Source organism: Lishizhenia sp., from assembly GCF_057456495.1.
On the sequence record NZ_JBVCPV010000033.1, the window covers coordinates 1 to 19,691 of the forward strand.

Consider the following 19,691-nt stretch of genomic DNA (forward strand, 5'->3'; position numbering starts at 1 on the left):
GAAGCTCTTCCTGCAAATATTTTAACTCCTACTGACATAGTAATTGAATTTCAAAGGCGCAAAGATAGAGCTAATGTTTTAAACGTGAAAATGAAAGTTGTATTATTTGTGATAAGAATAGTTTTGTATTGATAATTGTGATGGGTGAGGTTTTCGTTCATACTCCGTGCTAATGTTCTGTTCATTTCTTTTTCATTGATAATACTTCGGCTTCGCTCAGCACAGCGGAAGAAACGAACCAAAGAAAACACTAGGCTGTGTAATTAAAACTTCCTTTTACTTCATGAAAGCCAAGTTCGTTCGTTGGATCTCTACCGAGCTTAACGAACTCTCTAAGCTTCCGTATTGAAAAATAAAGTTTCATTTATAAGGCCAGTTGAAATTCAATACTGAAAAAAGATTGTTGCTTGTTGGGGCTTCTCGATAGTTCGACTTGGCTCACCACAACGCTTCGTTTGGAAACCTAAAATCAGAGTAATAATAAAGTTGTAGAGGAAGTTATCGAGCGGAGTCGAGATGAGCGACTTTTTTCATGGTATACCTCTTTTTCCTATACTCAAAAACGGAGATGGTGTAAACCAACTCCGTTTTCTGAAATTCCTCTTACTCCATACATTTGCTGTATGCTGTCCTAGCTCCAAGGCTGATCGTTAGAGTAAAGACGAGGTGGATTTATTTTCTTTTCAATAAACTTGATGTTATGTTCTTCGAGTTCATCCAAGATTGGATTATAGATCTCTTTATAAATAGGACGAAGCACGCCTTTTCTTTCTATCGCGTTATTCAACATTAGTTTGGTACAAATTCCTACAGGTAATCCTACCGTATTACTCATGGAAGTAAAGGTTTGGTTTTCTCCAATATTTACCATTTCAGATGTTTCTTCGTGGAATTCATTGTTGTGTACATAAACAAATTTGTGGTACATCACAATCATATCCTTGTCGTCGTCATGCAAGCTCCATTTGTCTTCTAAGATGTGTTGAAGAATCTGAGCAGGAGTGGCGTTCTTTAAACCTATTTTCTTTTTACAGTCAAAAATATCTAACCATACCAATTTATCCCACAACGTATCATCAAGATCAATTTTTAAATAATGGCGTAGCTTTAATTCAACACTGTCATTTTCATTATAAGGTAAAAATGAGTTGATGAAATCTCTGTTGGTCATGTTTTCACTTCCTTCTAAAACGTAAGAATCATCTGTACAACCTAATTGAACAAATACGTCCCAAGCTCTTGAAAATCCCTTTCTTCTTAAGGTTCCTCTATATATGGTAGGGATGTCGTGTAAACCATAAACGTCCCTGTAAGAAAGAGAATCTCTGTTGGCGTATCCTTCGAAGAGGCCATAGCCTTCAATGTTAATGATCTCAGTTCTTCTAAACAGCTTGTGATATGGGATGTATTTGTATTTATTTTCTTGAATGAATTTAGCAGCACCTCCTTGTCCGGCCAAAACAACGTTTCTTGGGTTCCAAGTGAATTTGTAATTCCATGGGTTGTCATCACTTTCAGGTGCAACAAGTCCACCACAGAAAGATTCAAAGATGTGCATTTTACCTCCCTTTGCATGAATTTGATCAAGAACGCGCATAGCACTCATATGGTCTATGCCTGGATCAACTCCAATTTCGTTCATAATAATGATACCTGCTTTTTCTGCTTCTGCCGAAAGCGCTTGCATTTCAGGCGACACATAGGAAGGGGTAATTAAATTTGTTTTTAAATTGATGCAGTCTTTTGCCACCTCTACGTGAAAACGAGCAGGAAGCATGCTGATAACGATGTCCGACTTTTCTATCCATGGTCTTCTAACCTCTGGGTCTAGGGCGTTAAAAGAATGGGCTTCTCCATGAGAATGCTTGTTAATTTTCTTTTGTGCTATTTCAATATCCTGATCACAGAGATGTATAAACCATTGCTGTTCCTCGGCGTTGTTAAGTAGATAACGTATTAGTGAAGATGATGATAGTCCAGCACCGAGAATTAGAATTTGTTTCATGATATGTTTTATATTTAACAGTAATAAAGTGTAAATGTTAAATATAAGTTTAATTCAGGGAGAAACAAGTCATTTTGGAGTTAATTTGACTAAAATCCTAGGGAAGTTATATTCGTTTTGTTTAAGCTAATATTCGTTCATTTTATAATGAAGTCATACACTAATTTAAGAATTATAAAACCGAGGAGCCAAATGAAGCTAGGGAGTACTAAAAAATAGCTAATACCTATACCTATTCCAAGGAAGGCAATAGCGAAAAGTAAATCTTTATGGAAACTTGTGGTGAGTGAGTTTACTGTTGTTGTTCTAAATTTTTGACGCATGATGAATTCCATCTTATATTGCTGATAAGGTGGCAGTAGTATCAAAGGAATTAAAAACCAGAACTGTGGAAGAGGGATAGGTTCTTCGATATACATCAAGAATGAAACGAAGGCTTGAGAAAAGTCAATCTTAGGATTTGTATTCAATACAAAAAGGTAGGTGGCAGCAATTATAGCTAGCAGAGTAAAAGCCAGGGAGATTGTACCTGAACGGAATTTGTTTTTGTCCTCTAAACTTCTAGAATAAGCTATTCGTTTCCTAGCTTTGATGAGATAGAAGATGTAGCTTCCAAGGAGATCAAAAAGGAGGTAGAGGGCTATGAAATAAAGCGACCAGTCTAAATAAAATAAACCGAAAAGGGGGATAAGAATATCCCCCAGGCTCAAAATGATTTGTTGTTTTTTCTGCATTATTTTAAAAGCTTCTCTGCAGCTTCTTTAGACTTCGTGTATTTTGGGTCTATACGTAAGGCAGTAGAAAATGCTCTTGCTGCATCTGATTTTCTTCCTTGCTCAGCATACGCTAGTCCAAGGTTGTGCCACGCATCAATATATTCGGGATTTACATCTACACATTCATTGTAATAGTAGATAGCACTGTCCAACTCCATTTGCTTAAATTGTTTGATGTAGGCAGGGTTGAAATAAGCAGGTTCAAATGTAGGAGCTAATTCGGCTAAGGTTCTATAATTATGCAATGCCTCTTCGTATTTACCTAAGTCTTGCTGTGTTTTTGCAATTCCATAGAGTGCTCTTACTTTTAAATTTTTTAAAGTAGGGTTTAAGTCGTAAGCAGTTTGGTAGTATTCTAAAGCAATAGGGTTTCCAATTTCTACGTAGTAATCGGCAACATTAATAAAGCCTTCGGCATATTCTTGATCTAATTGCAAAGCCGTTTCGTAACTAGAAACTGCAAGTTCTTCGTTTTCAAGTGCTCTATAATTCGTTCCTTTTAGAATGTAAGCATCTCTATATTCTCTATCAATTTTAATGGCTTCATCCAAATAATTGAAAGAGGTTTTGTAATCGCCCATTAAGGTGTAAGTAGTAGCGATGTTTACGTAAGTTTCTGCATTATTTGGTTCCTTAGTAAGGATGTACTCAAATTGGTTTTGAGCTAAAAGGATGTCTTCTACTTTAGGGTTGTATTGATTAATTAAAGACCAAGCATATAGTTTTCTAGCATCAATATTTGTACTGTCTAAACGGAAAGCTTTTGCTGCATTCGGAAGTACCTCTTGGTAGATCATAGCTTCCTTGTAAAAGTTTGCTAAATCAAGTAAGGCCTTTACGTTATTTGGATCTTGCTCCAATTGAGAGATCAAAGATTGATGTTCATCTTCTATAGATACTTGAGTGGTGTCCTCTTCGTATACAAAGGCATCTTCTTTTACTTCAGTTTCGTTTTTACACGCGATAACAGAAAGCGTTACACTTAAAATCAAGAATACTTTTTTCATAGCTTCAAAAATAACTAATGTATTCTATTCTCAATAGCTCTGTAATTTAAAAAGAGAGTATTGTTTACTCTTCTGATGCAGAATAGAGTTTGAACAGGTATTTGGTCTTGCCGTGGTTGATGAAAAACACATTGAAGATTAAGAAAATGAGAGCGACGGATATAAATAGGAGGTGCGTACTCAAATTAAAACTATCGAGCAAAGATTGTACGTATTGGTAGATGGTGACCGAATTGTTCGGCATACCTCCGATATTCATCATAGTGGTTTGGTTCCAACTGTTAAAAATCAGGAAGAGTTGAGAGATGTTGTAAGCTATACATGTTAGTATGGCGATTAAATATAATTTGTAACTCTTTGGAATGTGCAGTTGCATGCGTATAACACTAATCACGATTAAGCTTGCTGCAAGCAAACCTAGAATGTGCGAGGCAAAGTTGAGTTTTTCGTAGCTGTGAAGTTCTGTTTTAAAAGCTTCTAAGTTTTCACTGTAGGTATTTATTTCTTGGAGTTTGGAGAGTTGGTCGGCAAGAGAAGGTGAGAAGAGTTCTGTAATGAAATAAAGAAAGTAAAACACCGCTATGCAGAAACTCATCCATATAATAATGGAGAGTCTGGATTGTTGTAGTTTGATTTCAGTTTCTTGCACTTGTTAATGAGTTAATTGTAGGCAAGTTAAGATAAAATTAATGCGCAAAAAAAAGGTGGAGTAATTAAACTCCACCTTTTTATTATGTGTAAGGTTTTATTTATAATCCTAAAAGAACTTCGTATGGATCTTTTGCTCCGAAAATCATTCTTTCTGGGTTTTCTAACATTTCTTTCACTTTCACCAAGAAGCTTACAGATTCTTTACCATCAATAATTCTGTGATCGTAAGAAAGTGCTAAGTACATCATTGGTCTAATCTCAACTTTTCCGTCAATTGCTACTGGACGCTCAACGATGTTGTGCATACCCAAAATTGCAGATTGTGGAGGGTTGATAATAGGAGTGGACATCATAGAACCGAATACACCACCATTCGTGATTGTAAATGTTCCACCAGTCATTTCGTCTGGAGTAATTTTTCCATCTCTTGCTTTAATTGCCAAACGCTTAATTTCTTTTTCGATTTCAGCCAATGACATTTGCTCTGCGTTACGAACAACTGGTACCAATAATCCTTTTGGAGATGATACTGCGATACCTATATCTGCGTAGTTGTGCATCACCATTTCTTTACCGTCGATTTGTGCATTAACGGCAGGGAATAAGTTCAATGCTTCTGTAACAGCTTTTGTAAAGAAAGACATGAATCCTAAGTTTACTTCATGGAACTCAGCGAACTGCTTTTTGTATTTCGTTCTCAAATCCATGATAGGCTTCATATCAACTTCGTTGAAAGTTGTAAGCATAGCTGTATCGTTCTTCACAGCTACTAAACGCTCAGCAATCTTTCTACGCATCATAGACATTTTCTTGCGCTCAATGTCACGAGTTCCACCCCATCCTGCAGTTGCTTCTGTAGGGAAACCTGCTGCCATTGCTGCAACAACGTCTTGTTTTGTAATTCTTCCGTCTTTACCTGTTCCGTTTACTTGATTAGCAGAGATGTTATTCTCAGCCATCTTTTTAGCTGCTGCAACAGAAGGAGTTCCTGTAGCGTAGCTTTCTTTTTTCACAGGGTTTGGAGAAGGAGCTGCTGCTTCTGCTTTCGCTGGCGCTGCTGCAGGTGCTTTCGCCTCTTCTTGAACTGGTGCAGGAGCTGCTTCCTTTTTCGGTGCTCCAGCTGGTGCTTCTGCACTTGTGTCTATCAAACAAACAACTTGTCCAACAGCTACAGTATCACCTTCCTCAGCTTTTAATGTTATGATTCCTGCTTCTTCTGCAGGTAACTCTAATGTTGCTTTGTCAGAATCTACCTCTGCGATAGCCTGATCTTTTTCAACATAGTCTCCGTCAGATACCAACCATTCCGCTATCTCTACTTCTGAGATAGATTCTCCCGGACTCGGTACTTTCATTTCTAAAACTGACATTTTCTTTTGTTTTCTATTTGTACTTAGGCTGTAACTCCAGCTTTAACAAATAAGTTATCAAATAAATTCTTTAATCTTCTTGTGTGCGTTACTTTAGAACCACAAGCAGGAGCAGATGATCTTGGTCTTGCCACAACCTCTATGTCCATACCTCTTAGTTCCATTGCGATGTGCGTCCAAGCTCCCATGTTTTCTGGTTCTTCTTGTCCCCAAATCACTTTGTCAGCATTCTTGTACTTGGCCAAAATTGCATCAATTTGCGTTTTTGGTAATGGGTACAATTGCTCCACTCTTACGAAAGCAACGTCTGTAATGTTTCTCTTCTCAGCTTCTTCGATGAAATCGTAGTACACTTTTCCAGAACATAATACTACCGCATTTGCAGAAGCGTGAATGTTTCTTGGATCATCGATTACCTCTTGGAATCTTCCATTTGCCAATTCATCCATAGATGAAACTGCTTTAGGGTAACGCAATAACATTTTTGGAGACATTACAACCAATGGCTTTCTAAACTCACGCTTCAACTGTCTACGCAATGCGTGGAAGTGGTTAGCTGGAGTTGTTGAGTTAACTACCTGTACGTTCAAGTCTCCACAGTTTTGTAAGAAACGTTCTAAACGTGCAGAAGAGTGCTCAGCACCTTGACCTTCGTATCCGTGTGGTAACAACATTACCAATCCAGATTGAACTTTCCACTTATCCTCTGCAGGGTAAATGAATTGGTCTATCATAATTTGAGCACCGTTCATGAAATCACCGAACTGCGCTTCCCAAATTGTTAATCCGTTTTGCTGTGCTAAAGAGTAACCGTAATCAAAACCTAAAACTCCGTACTCTGAAAGTAATGAGTTGTAAATTGTGAATTTAGCTTGGTCTTCAGATAACAAGTTTAAAGTCAAGATTTCTTCCTCGTTGTCTTCCGTTTTTACAACAGCATGACGGTGAGAGAAAGTACCACGCTCAACATCTTGTCCTGAAATACGAACAGGGTGACCTTCTGATAATAAACTTCCGTAAGCCAACATCTCTGCTGTACCCCAGTCCAATTCATTTTTCTCTATCATCTTCACTCTATCCTTGAAAAGTTTTTCAACTTTTCTGAAGTACTTTTTACCTTCAGGAAGGGTCGTGATTTTTTTACCTAATTCGTATAACTTGTCTTTATCGAAACTTGTGTCTGGGCTTTGTTCAAAAACAGCTGCAGAAGCTGTAATGAATCCGTCCATGTTTTTGTGATCGATAAAGTTTTTGATAGAAGCTTTATCCTCTTTTTTAGAGTTGTCAAACTTCTCTTGTAATTCTTTCGTAAAGCTTACTTCAATTTCCTTACCTTCTTCAGCAGTCATTATACCTTCCGCTACCAATTGATTCAAGTAAATCTCTCTTGGGTTTGGGTGTTTTGCGATTGCCTTATATAAAGTAGGCTGTGTAAACTTCGGTTCATCACCTTCGTTGTGTCCATACTTTCTGTAACACAATAGGTCAATGAAAATATCTTGTTTGAACTTTTGTCTGTAATCTAATGCAATTTCCATTACCTGTGAAACCGCTTCAATGTCGTCTCCATTTACGTGGAATACTGGACTCAATGTTGTTTTAGCAACATCTGTACAGTACGTAGAAGAACGCGCATCTAAGTAGTTTGTCGTAAATCCAACTTGGTTATTTACTACAATGTGAATTGTACCTCCAGTTCTGTAACCATCAAGCTGTGCCATTTGTATTACCTCGTAAACGATACCTTGACCAGCAATGGCACCGTCTCCGTGAACTAATACAGGAACAATTTTATCTTCAGATTGAATGTAGTCATCGATTTTTGCTCTAACGATACCTTCAACAACTGGGTCTACAGCTTCTAAGTGAGATGGGTTTGGAGCCAATGTTAAACGAACATCTTTTCCGTCGATGTTTTTTACACCAGATTCACCCATGTGGTATTTAACGTCGCCATCGAAACTTTCATCTTCTTCGAATTCCTTTCCGTCAAATTCTCTAAACAGTTGTTCAAAGTCTTTGTCAAAAATGTTCACCAAAGTATTCAAACGTCCTCTGTGCGCCATACCTACAACAAACTCTTCCACACCACTTTTAGCACCTTTCGTTACCAAGTGGTTTAATCCAGAGATTAATGCTTCACCTCCTTCAACAGAGAAACGCTTTTGACCTACATACTTTTTCTGCAAGAACTGTTCAAAGATTGTTGCATGATTTAATTTCATGAACATTGCTTTTTTCTGTTCCGGAGTGAAGTGAGGTCTATTCTTTAGCTCTACGCGGTTCATAAACCAAGCTTTACGCTCTGGCTCACGCATGTATGCGTACTCAATACCAATACTCTGGCAGTATGAAGCTTTTAAATGATCGATAATCTCACGTAAAGTAGATGTACCAATACCTATTTCAGATCCTGCTTGGAAGGATAAGTCTAAATCCGCTTCTGTTAAACCGAAGTTCTCGATGTCTAACGTTGGGGCATATTTTCTTCTTTCCCTTACAGGGTTAGTTTGAGTAAATAAGTGCCCCCTCGAACGGTAACCGTTGATGAGGTTTAATACTTTGAATTCTTTTTGAAAATTTTCTGGAATTTCTCCGTCGTTCTCGTAGTCAGTTTGTGCAAATTCGAAACCCTCGAAAAATTTTTGCCATCCTGGCTCTACACTTTCAGGGTCTTTTTTGTATGATTGATATAAATGTTCTATCGCATTTACATCAGCATTCCCTACATATGATACCTTATCCATTTCTTTTGTACAATTATGGAAGGACAAAGCTAAGACTTTTATGCTTTTTAGATCTTTATTTCCTAAAAAATTTCAGTCAATTTATAGCATAGGATTACAATTTCTCATAAAGCAGATTTTAAGCTTAGGTTATTTCTGTTAAATACACTCGTAATCAGCCTAGAAACTGTGAATTCTTGCAGTTAAAAATGTAAACGTGTTAATGAGAGGAATAGTGAATGCGAAGAATTACTTTTTGTGCTTCTCTTTGTAAAATTGCTTGAGCTAATTGACGGTAGTAATTATCCTGTCCGTCTTGTAGCATCTGCTCTAAACGGTTTTCATTTAGGTCGATAGAATAAAATAATTGAACCAAAGCCTGAGCTTGGTTGATGCTGAAATAGCGTAAGTCTTCTAAAAGATGTTTTTCAAGTTTTTCTAAATCCGAACACTTCGAGAAGTCAACTTGGAGTCCGACCAAAGCAAAATCTTTTTCCACCTGTGCCCGGAGTTGCTCAAAGTATTGTATGTTAGAAAATTGATGTTTTAATTCGATTTCGTTCAATCTTTATGAATTTTAGATATTCACCAATAAATATAGGGCTATATGCCGTATTTTCGTAGCGCAAATAAATTTTAGTCAGAAAAATGCGCGTATTTAAATTTGGAGGTGCATCGGTTAAGGATGCAGATGCGGTAAGAAATGTTGGGGAAATATTAAGGTTATTTCCTGAAGATAAAATTTTAGTTGTGGTTTCGGCTATGGGGAAAACAACCAATGCCATGGAAGAAATAGCTCGTCATTTGTATGAGAAGAACTACGACGAATTTAGAAGTCTTGTTGCAGACCGAAAACGTTTTCATCTTCAGATTGTAGATGCTTTATTTGAAGAGAAAAACCATCCTATTTTTACTACGGTTAAAACAATATTCAATGACTTAGGGAATAGAGTGAATGTTCCTATTGCCGAGAATTATGATTTTGAATATGATCAAATCGTGTCTTTAGGAGAAGTGGTTTCTACGAAAATTGTTCAAGCCTATATAGATAATTTATACCATAATTCTGCGTGGCTTGATGCGCGTAAATTGGTGAGAACCAATCATGCATATAGAGAAGCAGAGGTGGATTGGGAGAAAACTCAAAGCCTCATTCAAAAGGCCATTGCCGAGCATGCCGACAAAAAGATATTTGTAACCCAAGGTTTTTTAGGACATACGGATGAAGGATTCACAACAACTTTAGGTAGGGAAGGGTCTGACTTTACAGCGGGTATTTTTGCCTATTGCTTAGATGCTGTTGATGTTACGATTTGGAAAGACGTACCTGGAATGTTAAATGCGGATCCAAAGTGGTTTGATAATACAGTAAAACTGGATTCTATTTCTTTTAGAGAAGCGATAGAATTGGCATATTATGGAGCGTCAGTTATTCACCCTAAAACAATTAAGCCGCTGCAGAATAAACAAATTCCTTTGTTTGTAAAATCTTTCCTTAACCCAGAGGCAGAAGGTACAGTGATTCAAAGTTCTATGGAGAATGATGATTTGGTACCCAGCTTTATTTTTAAAATGGATCAGGTGTTGATTTCTGTTACGCCCAAAGACTTTTCATTCATTGTAGAAGAAAACTTGAGTAGAATATTCGCAGTACTTTCTGCGTGTAATGCAAAGATTAATATCATGCAAAACTCAGCTTTAAGTTTCTCATTTTGTGTGGATGGAAAAACTAATTTGACGTGTTTACAAGAGAAATTATCAGAAGAGTTTGAAGTCAAAGTAAACGAAGGTTTGGAGTTAGTGACGATTCGTCACTATGATACTGAAACCATTGATAGGCTTACTGTAGGGAAAGAAACTTTGTTGGAACAGAAAACGAGACAAACTGCACGACTTGTTATAAAAAATGTAATGGCAGAATAAAACTGCCCTTTCGTTTTCTGCTAAAAACAGATAAAGTATATTTGCCTCATGCAATTTGAGTTAACAAAAGAATTTTTGGATGAAATCCGTTTGGCTATAGATGTAAATGATTTTGCAACTGTAGATGAGCGGATACTTGATTTGCACGAGGCTGACATCGCCGATATTTTGGACGAATTGAATAATGCTCAAGCGAAAGCTGTGTATTATCGATTGAATGAGGACTTGCAGGCAGATGTTTTAATGGAGCTTGAAGAAGAAGTGCGAGAGCGTTTCATCAAATCTTTAACTCCCGTTCAAATTGCCGAACAATTAGAGAACTTAGATTCGGATGATGCCGTAGATATTTTGGGTGAATTATCGCAACGAGAACAAGTTGAGGTAATCGCAGAAATGGAAGACGACGATGCTGCCGAGCTTGTAGATTTGTTGAATTATGACGAAGATACGGCAGGTGGATTGATGCAAACCGAATATATCCAAGCCCGTGAAAACTGGCCCGTAAACAGAGCTGTTATTGAACTGCGTAAGCAAGCCGAAGATGTAGATAAAGTCTATACGATTTATGTCGTAGACGCTCTAGACAGGTTGGTGGGTGTGCTATCCCTGAAAAGCTTGTTGTTTGCCAGTCCTAAAACGGCTATTGGAGACATTTGTATTCGTAAGAATGTGATTTCAGTTCCAACAGGAATGGAAAGCGAAGAGGTGGCCAAAGTAATGGAGAAATATAATTTGGTTTCTGTACCTGTTGTTAGTTTACAAAAGAAATTGGTGGGTAGAATTACCATTGATGATGTTGTAGACGTAATCAAGGAAGAAGCAGATAAAGATTTCCAGATGGCGTCGGGTATCTCTGAAAAGGTAGAATCTAATGCCAGTGTTTGGAAAACGAGTAGAGCGAGATTGCCGTGGTTGTTGATCGGATTACTGGGAGGTATCTTAGGAGCGCAGGTAATTGGTAGCTTTGAATCTACTATAGGTGCAGTTCCTGCACTAGCTTTCTTTATACCCTTAATCGCCGCTATGGGAGGTAATGTTGGGGTACAATCATCAGCTATTGTGGTTCAATCTATCGCAAACGGAACCTCTCAATTTGGTAGTATTCTATCAAAGGTGGGGAAAGAAGCATTGGTTGGTTTGTTAAATGGTGTGATTTGTTCCGTTCTCATTTTTTTAATAACCTTCGTTTTAGAAGACGTTATACTTGGTCTTACCGTGAGTATTTCTTTGTTTACGGTAATCATGTTTGCGGCTATGTTCGGAACTTTAGTACCTTTGGTGCTTGATAAATATAAAATTGATCCCGCTTTAGCAACGGGACCATTTATTACTACTGTAAATGATGTATTAGGGCTCTTTATCTATTTCATGATAGGTATTATGCTCTATGGTATTTAATTTGTGCACATGCTTAAACTAATTTACACTTCCATCTTAATGATGGTGGTGACTACTTGTGTTTTTGGGCAGAATCTTATTTCTACTACAACTGTATTCAAGATAATAAAAGAGAAAGACCTCAATTATCTTCTGAGTAAGGAATGGGAGTTGAAAATTACCTTGGATAGCATTGCGTCTTCTGCTGGAAAAGCAAAAGATAGCATAACCATCTACGGTCATCTGCTTGATTCTAAAATTTTATTGGCAAAAGAAGAATATTCACAATATATAGATGTTGTTGAAGATTTTGTTGAAGATTATAAAAGTCAAGTATGGCTCTATAGAGAATATTCTAAAGGATTGGCTTTATCTTATTACAATGTAAACCTCTTTGATGAAGCCAATAAATGGAATGAGATTTATCGTGATTTAAATGAAGGGGTTGTAAATAGTGATGGTAAGATTCATCTCGATTATATACAACCAGGGCTTTATTACTACCGCAGTGGGAATTATGAGAAGGCATTAAAAGCCTTTCAAAAGAATTTTGCAGAAGTAGAGAATGACGATAGAATTTATAATCACTACAAAGGAAATATACTCAATAATATAGCCATCACCTTTACAAGCTTGGGTGAATTAGATTCAGCGGAATATTATTTAGAAAAGTCTCGCTACTACTGGTCAAGGGAAACGCCAGATGTGAAGGTGGATAGTGTCTATCTCATGGGTTTGCTCGATGGAAACTTAGCAACTTTAGAAAAGTTAAGAGGAAACTACCGCAAAGCAAAAGAGCTAATATTGAACGATGTAAATGGCAGTAGGGAGAAAGATTATTGGAATCACCTTCATTCTCGTTGTCAACTCATAGACCTGCATGTAAAATTGGGAGAATATCAAGAAGCACGCACTCAGTTTAATTTATTGGCTGCAGAATTGGATAGCATAGAAGAACCTGAAATACTGTATACTTACTTTCTAGAGGCCAAATATGAAGTCTTAAAGGCAGAAAAGAAATACCAAGAAGCACTAAAAGTTCATGAAGAATATTACGATTTAAAGCTAAGCGATAAACGTGGTAAAGAGAACGAAAAACGAGAACAAATTGCTGTTTTGTTCGACCTTGTTTCAAAGGAGAATAAGTTAAAGGAACAAGAGATACAAATCTTAGAACAAGAAGAGGTTAAAGCAAACAACAAACGACTCATAGGCTGGGTGGTCTCTTTCATTGTAATAGGGGTGTTGTTAATTGTATTACTTGTGCTTATTACCCAATTGAAAAATAGAAAAATTGCGAATGCTGTTGAACGACAATTAAGCAGTAAAAGGCAAATAGAATTGAAAGATTTAATGATGCGAGAAATGCATCATCGAATTAAAAATAATTTACAAACAGTGAGTGGCTTGTTTCGTATGCAAATGCGTAATACCACAAATACAGAAGCGATAGGGCACCTTAAAAATGGAGTAGCTCGTGTAAACACCATTACGGAAATACATAACCTCGTATTTGAAGATGGTTATGATGATGGAGTGAATGCCAAGAGTTATTTGAATAAAATTGTGAGTCGTATACAAGAGGTGTACTCAGAAAATATAAAGTTTAATTGTTCCATCGAAGAGGTGATGCTAGATCACGACAAAACGGTTCCCGTTGGGTTAATTTTGAACGAATTAATTACGAATAGTGTAAAATATGCGTTTAAAGGAGAGGATTATCCGAGTATAGATGTTAAACTTTACCAGAAAAATGGTAAAATTGTACTCTACTACGCAGATAATGGAAAAGGCTACACCGATACCAAGAGTATAGATGGAGGGTTAGGCTTAACACTAATTGAGATAATGGCCAAGCAGTTGAAAGCAGAGGTGAACTATTTGGTTCCTGGTCGAAATAAGGTTGAATTTATTTTTGAATGAAGAAAGAGAGAATATTCATAGTTGAAGATGATGTAATTGCTCAGGAAGTTCTGAAAGATTTTATTGAAGAATTTGGTTATGATGTAATAGGGGTAACAGGAGATCCTCAAGTGGCATTAAACACCATAGAGTTAGAGCGTCCAGATTTAGTTGTTCTCGACATTAACCTTAGGTCTGCCAAGTTAAATGGTATAGACATAGCTAGTAAAATTGATGTACCCTTTATTTATCTAACAGCAAATAGTGATAAATTCACTTTGAGGGAGGCAGCGCAAACTTCTTATGTGGATTTTGTGCTTAAACCCATAGATTCTGAACGTTTGAAGGTAGCGATTAGTCTAGCCTTGCAGAAGACGTTTACGCATGAAGAAGAGCCTAAAGAGGCCTGTCTTGTGCTTAAAAATAGTAATACCATCATACGTACCCCGTACAAACAAATCTTGTTTATTAAGTCACTCGGTAACTATATCGAGGTGCATGAAAAAATGGGGCGTAAACTTATCCGTAAAACTTTAAAAGAAGTTGAAGGACTTTTGCCGGAAGAACATTTCTTAAAAACGCATCGATCTTACGTTGTTAATAAGGAGTATATAGAGAAAGTTTCAGCAAGTAACATCGTATTGGCTGGGGTTAAAATACCGGTTTCAAGATCATTTAAAGAAGCTGTAAGACAGGCTTTAGACGTCGCCTAAGCAAGGTTTCGCAGGCATTCGTCACGCATAGCAGTTATTAATCACATTTTTCTTAAGTTATAAACTTTAGAAACTATCTTCGCTACGTCAAGTTTTAGCTGAAGTAGTGTCATAGGTTTAGCGCGTTCAAAAAGAACCGTGGCACTTCCGAAAGTAATGTAAAATCTACCTACCTTTTACAATTAAACCAAAAAACTTGTTGAGTTCTTTTCTACCGAAAAGGACTCTTTTTTTTTCAGTATTTTTGTTGCTTAAGTTTGTCTACGGCCAGATGAATTTTGGAAAACTCCAACTATGAATGCTTATAAAATACTTCTACTTTCTTTGTTTAGTATTCTCTTCTCTTTTAGAGGAGTAGCCCAAGAAAAACCAGAAATCACTGGAGAGGGAATACTCAATGACATTCATTACGTTTCACCCCAAGCTTTTTTGTTTTATCGAAGTGATTTAAAAAAAGAATTAGATCAAGTACTTGCTTCAGGAGAAATCACAAAAAAAGAATATAGGGTGTATTCTATTTGCTTGCGCCTTAAGGAATTCATGGCCGTGAAATCTTATACAGAATGCGCCAGTTACTCCCTTAGAAAATTAAAAGATAATAGTTTACCACACTGGTTGAGGAAAATGTTAGCACAATGTTTAACGACCTCTTACTTTAAGATGGGGATGCTTGATAAAGGTAGACAAGCTCAGGATTACTATTACCAATTAGTAGAGAAAACAGAGAAGGTTTCAGGAAAACCGTACACAGAATACATGCTCTCTGCCGAGTTCTACTTTGATGCGAAGGAATATGAAACAGCTGCATTGAAATATAAAGAAAGTCTGAGAGATCATCTGGCAAATGTAAAACCCATTAATAAGCACTTTTTAGGATTTTTGTGTAATAACATTGCCCTTTGTTATTTGGAGATTAAAGAGTATGATTCCGTGGTTAGGTATAATGAAATGGCGCGGGGGTATTGGAATACGGTTGATGATAAAATGACGAATCACTACAATGCTCTTTTAGATGCAAATCAAGCGATGATTTATATTGCTAAAGGTAGAGAAGCTGAGGCAGTTCCCTTGTTGTATAACTACATGAAAGGTTGTGTTTATGTGGACTACCATCATTTTGTGAAAAGCTTTGTGGATTTAGCGGATGTATATGTACAAATGCAGAAATATGATAGGGCTCAAGCGATATTAGACAGTTTGGATAAAGAAGTTCGACTCCCCGTGATTGATAGTAAAATATTACTGCAAAAATACTTCACGCATTACCGTATCATGAACCGAAAAGGAGAACACGATAGGGCCGAAGGATTTCTAAATCAGTATTTATTATTAAGTGAAGATAAGTACAATGAAAATAAAAGAAGGGAGCTCAAACAATATGCGTTGCTCTATGATATTTATGAAAAGCAAAAGGAATTAGAGTACAGCAAAATTGAATTGTTGCAAAATAAACAGATTAGAGATGGTCAACGAATTACCATTTGGATAGTTATCGCCGTATCTACGCTAGTTTTAGCCTTGAGTATTATCCTCTTGGTGCGTTATACCTTCCAAAAGAAGATCGTGCAGCTTACCCAAGAGCGAAAGGAAGTTGCTGAAAAAGCCTTGGTGAGTAGAGAGGCTATGCTTCGTGAGGTACATCATAGAATAAAGAATAACCTCAATACGATGAATGGGTTGTTTCATTTGCAATTGAAATCGGCGAATAATGAAGAGTTACGTGAGCAATTGCAAAAAAGTGCTAACCGTGTTTTTTCGATTGCAGAGATACATAATATGCTCTATAATGAGTCTTTTTTAGAGAATGTTGACATCAAAGAATACCTGCAAAGTTTGTGTAATCATTTATTGCGTACATCAAACTCTCCTTTAGATTTGAATTTAGAGGTAGAAGATATTTCTTTGAATATGGATTATGCCCTTCCGCTCGGGTTGGTGGTAAATGAGCTCTTTACCAACAGTGTGAAGCATGCGTTTAAGGATGTGGAAAAAGGAGAAATTACCATTAAATTCTATGAAGAGGACGGTGAATATCATTTAAAATACAGTGATAATGGTCCGGGGTACGATCTTGATCAAGCTTCAAATTCCTTAGGTCTGAAGTTGATTAAAATGATGCAAAAGCAGTTAAATGCCGAAGTTGAGCACGAGGCTTCTCAATTTAGTTTTCAGTTCAGTGTAAATGCTTAAGCACAAGATTGGGAGTTGAATATTCTTTCTAACTTTTGATTGCTTGTGCATCCTTTTATCTTTGTGATAGAAAAGTTTACACAATGAAAATATATCACAACCCAAGGTGTTCTAAGAGTCGTCAAGCACTACAATTGTTGCGCGATAATCAAGTAGAACCAGAAATCGTAGAATATTTAAAAAACACGCCTACAGCAGAAGAATTGAAAGAAGTTCTTGGCATGTTGGGAATGAAAGCGGAAGACCTTTTGCGTAAAGGGGAAGCAGACTACAAAGAAAACTTTAAAGGAAAAACCTTAAGCGAAGAGGAGTGGATAGCGGCTATGGTTGAATATCCAAAATTAATTGAAAGACCCATTGTTATTAAAAACAAAAAGGCGGTCGTTGGACGACCACCTGAAAATGTTTTATCATTAATAGATTAAACGAGTGTTAACCTATTTGTCTTCTTCTTCAAAAACTCTTTTTGGCTTTAGTTGCTCAAATGCACCTAAAGTAATCCAGAATGGTACAGCGAAACCTAATAAGAAGGTAATTAACCAAAATGCCATTCCAGCGATTAAAAGAAACAAAACTATTCCGAAAATACTCATCTTAATCTTATTTTTGTGATCAATAATTTACTTGCGGTAAAATTAAATAAATAAATCGTTCATACAATAGAATTATGGAATATAGAATAGAAAAAGATACTATGGGGGAGGTAAAGGTACCTGCCGATAAGTATTGGGGAGCGCAAACAGAGCGTTCTAGAAACAACTTTAAAATTGGTCCAGAAGCTTCTATGCCTTTAGAAGTAGTTCACGGATTTGCTTACTTGAAAAAAGCAGCTGCTCACGCGAACTGCGAATTAGGTGTTTTACCAGCAGAAAAAAGAGACTTGATTTCTAAAGTATGTGACGAAATTTTAGACAACCAGTTAAACGACCAGTTCCCATTGGTAATCTGGCAAACAGGTTCTGGAACGCAGTCTAACATGAACACTAACGAGGTAATCGCTAACAGAGGTCATGTTATTGCTGGAAACAAATTAGGAGAAGGAGAACGTTTATTAGCTCCAAATGACGACGTAAACAAGTCGCAATCTTCTAACGATACTTTCCCAACAGGAATGCACATTGCTGCGTACAAAATGATTGTTGAAACAACAATTCCTGGTGTAGAAAGATTAAGAAACACCTTGGATGCAAAAGCAAAAGCATTTAAAGATGTGGTAAAAATTGGTAGAACGCACTTGATGGATGCAACGCCATTAACGTTAGGACAAGAGTTCTCTGGTTACGTTTCTCAATTAGACCACGGTTTAAAAGCATTAAAAAACACCTTGGCACACCTTTCTGAGTTAGCCTTAGGTGGTACTGCTGTTGGTACAGGTATCAACACACCAAAAGGATACGATGTATTGGTAGCGAAGTACATTGCTGAATTTACAGGAATGCCTTTTATTACTGCTGAGAACAAATTCGAAGCTTTGGCAGCGCACGATGCAATTGTTGAGTCTCACGGAGCATTGAAACAATTGGCTGTTTCTTTAAACAAAATTGCGAACGATATTCGTATGATGGCTTCAGGACCACGTTCTGGAATTGGAGAAATCATCATCCCAGCAAACGAGCCAGGATCTTCTATCATGCCAGGGAAAGTGAACCCTACACAATGTGAGGCAATCACTATGGTATGTGCGCAAGTTATGGGGAATGATGTTGCGGTTACTGTAGGTGGTACTCAAGGTCACTACGAATTGAACGTATTTAAACCAATGATGGCTGCAAACTTGTTGCAATCGGCACGTTTAATTGGAGATGCTTGTGTTTCTTTCGCAGAGCACTGTGCAGATGGAATTGAGCCAAACCACAAACGTATCGACGAATTGGTTAACAACTCTTTGATGTTGGTTACAGCGTTGAATACAAAAATTGGTTATTACAAAGCAGCTGAGATTGCAAACACAGCACACCAAAACGGAACTACTTTGAAAGAAGAAGCAGTGCGTTTAGGGTATTTAACTGCAGAAGAGTACGACGAGTGGGTTGTTCCTTCTAAAATGATTGGATCACTATAGTTTCAGCTATAGTTTGAAATACTAAAAAGCCGTTATCCTTGATTGGGTAACGGCTTTTTTTAGATGTCTAGCGTTTTAGAAATAAAAAATCCAGCCTACCGAAGTAAGCTGGACCTATTGAGGCTGATACGCTTAAAGCGTTTCGAAATTGATAGGAATTCTAACGTAGGTTCTTACCCTTTCGCCATCCTTCTCTGCTGGTTTCCATTTCGGCATGCTTTTAATTACACGTATCGCTTCGCGATCTAAACCTTTAGATATTGAGTTTAGTGTTTTAACGTTCGATATACTTCCGTCTTTTTCAACAATGAAAATCACGTATACTTTCCCCTTATTACCCACTTGTAAATCGTACACAGGGTATTGTGCTGTTGCTACAAGAAATTGTTTCATTTGAACACTTCCTCCTGGAAATTCCGCGTCCTTATCTGGATACTCCACCGGTGCATCTAATACGGGTGGTTCTCCAATGGGTGGAAGTTCATTGTTTCCAATTTTGATGTGGTCAACGATTTTCGGATCTATAGCAGGTTCCACATCCTTGTCTTTGTTTTGTTGTTTTTGAAGATCCTGATTCAAGTCCATATTATTTTGCTGGGCTTGTTGGTTTTGTGGAGGCGTGGGATCGTCCTTCGGTTGAAATACTTCTTCCTCCTTTTGTTCTTCCATCTTTTCCATTTTAGGTACAACTTCAACGGGGATGTCTGCCACTTGCATGTTACGCTGCTTCTGAGCATTACTTGTTGGTGTTTTCCAAGTAAAGGCAGTGAGTATCATCGATGCTCCGATGAATAGGCCGAGTTGCAGGTAGGCCAGTCTTGTTTTTTCTAAGTTGAACTTAGGATTTTTTTTCGCGATCATAATTATAAGTTTTAAAATTATGAAAGAGGAAATCCAAATTTGATGCCACAAGCTGGGCGAATGGAAGAGAAGGGGTGTGATTGGTTGTTAAGTGTGTATGAGTGGCGCTTATGGGTGAGTTAGAGGGC

16 protein-coding genes are annotated in these 19,691 nt (G+C 37.3%); 7 read left to right on the forward strand and 9 right to left on the reverse strand.

Going from position 1 to position 19,691, the window contains the following annotated elements; translation table 11 throughout:
* Positions 1 to 631 precede the first annotated feature (631 nt).
* From AC22ZQ_RS03980 to AC22ZQ_RS04010, 7 genes are all read right to left on the reverse strand, one after another.
* Positions 632 to 2,005 carry a saccharopine dehydrogenase family protein gene (locus AC22ZQ_RS03980; protein WP_318957378.1) on the reverse strand — a complete coding sequence of 458 codons (1,374 nt, stop codon included), beginning with the start codon at positions 2,003 to 2,005 and terminating at the stop codon, positions 632 to 634.
* A 137-nt stretch (positions 2,006 to 2,142) separates the two neighbouring features.
* The gene (locus AC22ZQ_RS03985) at positions 2,143 to 2,739 is read right to left on the reverse strand and encodes a hypothetical protein (RefSeq protein WP_318957379.1); all 597 of its coding nucleotides are present in this window, start codon (positions 2,737 to 2,739) and stop codon (positions 2,143 to 2,145) included.
* Positions 2,739 to 3,788: a tetratricopeptide repeat protein gene (locus AC22ZQ_RS03990; RefSeq protein WP_318957380.1), complete on the reverse strand. Its 1,050-nt coding sequence runs from the start codon at positions 3,786 to 3,788 to the stop codon at positions 2,739 to 2,741. Before AC22ZQ_RS03990 ends, AC22ZQ_RS03985 begins: the two co-directional genes overlap by 1 nt.
* Positions 3,789 to 3,852: 64 nt before the next feature.
* The gene (locus tag AC22ZQ_RS03995) at positions 3,853 to 4,383 is read right to left on the reverse strand and encodes a hypothetical protein (protein ID WP_318957382.1); all 531 of its coding nucleotides are present in this window, start codon (positions 4,381 to 4,383) and stop codon (positions 3,853 to 3,855) included.
* 154 nt (positions 4,384 to 4,537) lie between these two features.
* Complete coding sequence (gene odhB / locus AC22ZQ_RS04000) at positions 4,538 to 5,809, reverse strand: 2-oxoglutarate dehydrogenase complex dihydrolipoyllysine-residue succinyltransferase (RefSeq protein WP_318957383.1); 1,272 nt, start codon at positions 5,807 to 5,809, stop codon at positions 4,538 to 4,540.
* 23 nt (positions 5,810 to 5,832) lie between these two features.
* Positions 5,833 to 8,556, reverse strand: coding sequence for a 2-oxoglutarate dehydrogenase E1 component (locus AC22ZQ_RS04005; protein ID WP_318957384.1), 2,724 nt, complete (start codon positions 8,554 to 8,556; stop codon positions 5,833 to 5,835).
* A gap of 199 nt (positions 8,557 to 8,755) precedes the next feature.
* Positions 8,756 to 9,100, reverse strand: coding sequence for a hypothetical protein (locus tag AC22ZQ_RS04010; protein WP_318957385.1), 345 nt, complete (start codon positions 9,098 to 9,100; stop codon positions 8,756 to 8,758).
* A gap of 83 nt (positions 9,101 to 9,183) precedes the next feature.
* Between AC22ZQ_RS04010 and AC22ZQ_RS04015 the strand changes: the two genes are divergently transcribed.
* The 6 genes from AC22ZQ_RS04015 to arsC all read left to right on the forward strand — a co-directional run bounded on the left by AC22ZQ_RS04015 (position 9,184) and on the right by arsC (position 17,065).
* A complete protein-coding gene (locus tag AC22ZQ_RS04015; RefSeq protein WP_318957386.1) occupies positions 9,184 to 10,458 on the forward strand; it encodes an aspartate kinase in 1,275 nt (424 codons plus the stop codon).
* Between the two features lie 48 nt (positions 10,459 to 10,506).
* Positions 10,507 to 11,856 carry a magnesium transporter gene (gene mgtE / locus AC22ZQ_RS04020; RefSeq protein ID WP_318957388.1) on the forward strand — a complete coding sequence of 450 codons (1,350 nt, stop codon included), beginning with the start codon at positions 10,507 to 10,509 and terminating at the stop codon, positions 11,854 to 11,856.
* Between the two features lie 9 nt (positions 11,857 to 11,865).
* The gene (locus tag AC22ZQ_RS04025; protein WP_318957389.1) at positions 11,866 to 13,758 is read left to right on the forward strand and encodes a histidine kinase dimerization/phosphoacceptor domain -containing protein; all 1,893 of its coding nucleotides are present in this window, start codon (positions 11,866 to 11,868) and stop codon (positions 13,756 to 13,758) included.
* On the forward strand, positions 13,755 to 14,450 hold the full coding sequence (locus AC22ZQ_RS04030) for a LytR/AlgR family response regulator transcription factor (RefSeq protein WP_318957390.1): 696 nt from the start codon (positions 13,755 to 13,757) through the stop codon (positions 14,448 to 14,450). The genes AC22ZQ_RS04025 and AC22ZQ_RS04030 overlap by 4 nt, the downstream gene beginning before the upstream one ends.
* A gap of 294 nt (positions 14,451 to 14,744) precedes the next feature.
* On the forward strand, positions 14,745 to 16,640 hold the full coding sequence (locus AC22ZQ_RS04035; protein WP_318957391.1) for a sensor histidine kinase: 1,896 nt from the start codon (positions 14,745 to 14,747) through the stop codon (positions 16,638 to 16,640).
* Between the two features lie 83 nt (positions 16,641 to 16,723).
* The gene (gene arsC, locus AC22ZQ_RS04040; protein ID WP_318957392.1) at positions 16,724 to 17,065 is read left to right on the forward strand and encodes an arsenate reductase (glutaredoxin); all 342 of its coding nucleotides are present in this window, start codon (positions 16,724 to 16,726) and stop codon (positions 17,063 to 17,065) included.
* A 12-nt stretch (positions 17,066 to 17,077) separates the two neighbouring features.
* Here arsC and AC22ZQ_RS04045 read toward each other — a convergent pair whose 3' ends face one another.
* Complete coding sequence (locus AC22ZQ_RS04045) at positions 17,078 to 17,233, reverse strand: hypothetical protein (RefSeq protein WP_170853718.1); 156 nt, start codon at positions 17,231 to 17,233, stop codon at positions 17,078 to 17,080.
* Between the two features lie 74 nt (positions 17,234 to 17,307).
* On the opposite strand from AC22ZQ_RS04045, the gene fumC reads away from it, so the two are divergent.
* Entirely contained in the window at positions 17,308 to 18,702 is a 1,395-nt protein-coding gene (gene fumC, locus AC22ZQ_RS04050; protein ID WP_318957396.1) for a class II fumarate hydratase, read from the forward strand.
* Positions 18,703 to 18,834: 132 nt separating this feature from the next.
* Here the strand turns inward: fumC and AC22ZQ_RS04055 are convergent, their stop codons facing one another.
* A complete protein-coding gene (locus tag AC22ZQ_RS04055) occupies positions 18,835 to 19,563 on the reverse strand; it encodes an energy transducer TonB (protein WP_318957397.1) in 729 nt (242 codons plus the stop codon).
* Between the last annotated feature and the right edge of the window lie 128 nt (positions 19,564 to 19,691).

What these genes read in the sequence shown, in the direction of transcription:
- AC22ZQ_RS03980 (WP_318957378.1), bottom strand. Translation starts at nt 2,005, where the DNA reads ATGAAACAAATTCTAATTCTCGGTGCTGGACTATCATCATCTTCACTA.
- AC22ZQ_RS03985 (WP_318957379.1), bottom strand. Translation starts at nt 2,739, where the DNA reads ATGCAGAAAAAACAACAAATCATTTTGAGCCTGGGGGATATTCTTATC.
- AC22ZQ_RS03990 (WP_318957380.1), bottom strand. Translation starts at nt 3,788, where the DNA reads ATGAAAAAAGTATTCTTGATTTTAAGTGTAACGCTTTCTGTTATCGCG.
- AC22ZQ_RS03995 (WP_318957382.1), bottom strand. Translation starts at nt 4,383, where the DNA reads ATGAGTTTCTGCATAGCGGTGTTTTACTTTCTTTATTTCATTACAGAA.
- odhB (WP_318957383.1), bottom strand. Translation starts at nt 5,809, where the DNA reads ATGTCAGTTTTAGAAATGAAAGTACCGAGTCCGGGAGAATCTATCTCA.
- AC22ZQ_RS04005 (WP_318957384.1), bottom strand. Translation starts at nt 8,556, where the DNA reads ATGGATAAGGTATCATATGTAGGGAATGCTGATGTAAATGCGATAGAA.
- AC22ZQ_RS04015 (WP_318957386.1), top strand. Translation starts at nt 9,184, where the DNA reads ATGCGCGTATTTAAATTTGGAGGTGCATCGGTTAAGGATGCAGATGCG.
- mgtE (WP_318957388.1), top strand. Translation starts at nt 10,507, where the DNA reads ATGCAATTTGAGTTAACAAAAGAATTTTTGGATGAAATCCGTTTGGCT.
- AC22ZQ_RS04025 (WP_318957389.1), top strand. Translation starts at nt 11,866, where the DNA reads ATGCTTAAACTAATTTACACTTCCATCTTAATGATGGTGGTGACTACT.
- AC22ZQ_RS04030 (WP_318957390.1), top strand. Translation starts at nt 13,755, where the DNA reads ATGAAGAAAGAGAGAATATTCATAGTTGAAGATGATGTAATTGCTCAG.
- AC22ZQ_RS04035 (WP_318957391.1), top strand. Translation starts at nt 14,745, where the DNA reads ATGAATGCTTATAAAATACTTCTACTTTCTTTGTTTAGTATTCTCTTC.
- arsC (WP_318957392.1), top strand. Translation starts at nt 16,724, where the DNA reads ATGAAAATATATCACAACCCAAGGTGTTCTAAGAGTCGTCAAGCACTA.
- AC22ZQ_RS04045 (WP_170853718.1), bottom strand. Translation starts at nt 17,233, where the DNA reads ATGAGTATTTTCGGAATAGTTTTGTTTCTTTTAATCGCTGGAATGGCA.
- fumC (WP_318957396.1), top strand. Translation starts at nt 17,308, where the DNA reads ATGGAATATAGAATAGAAAAAGATACTATGGGGGAGGTAAAGGTACCT.
- AC22ZQ_RS04055 (WP_318957397.1), bottom strand. Translation starts at nt 19,563, where the DNA reads ATGATCGCGAAAAAAAATCCTAAGTTCAACTTAGAAAAAACAAGACTG.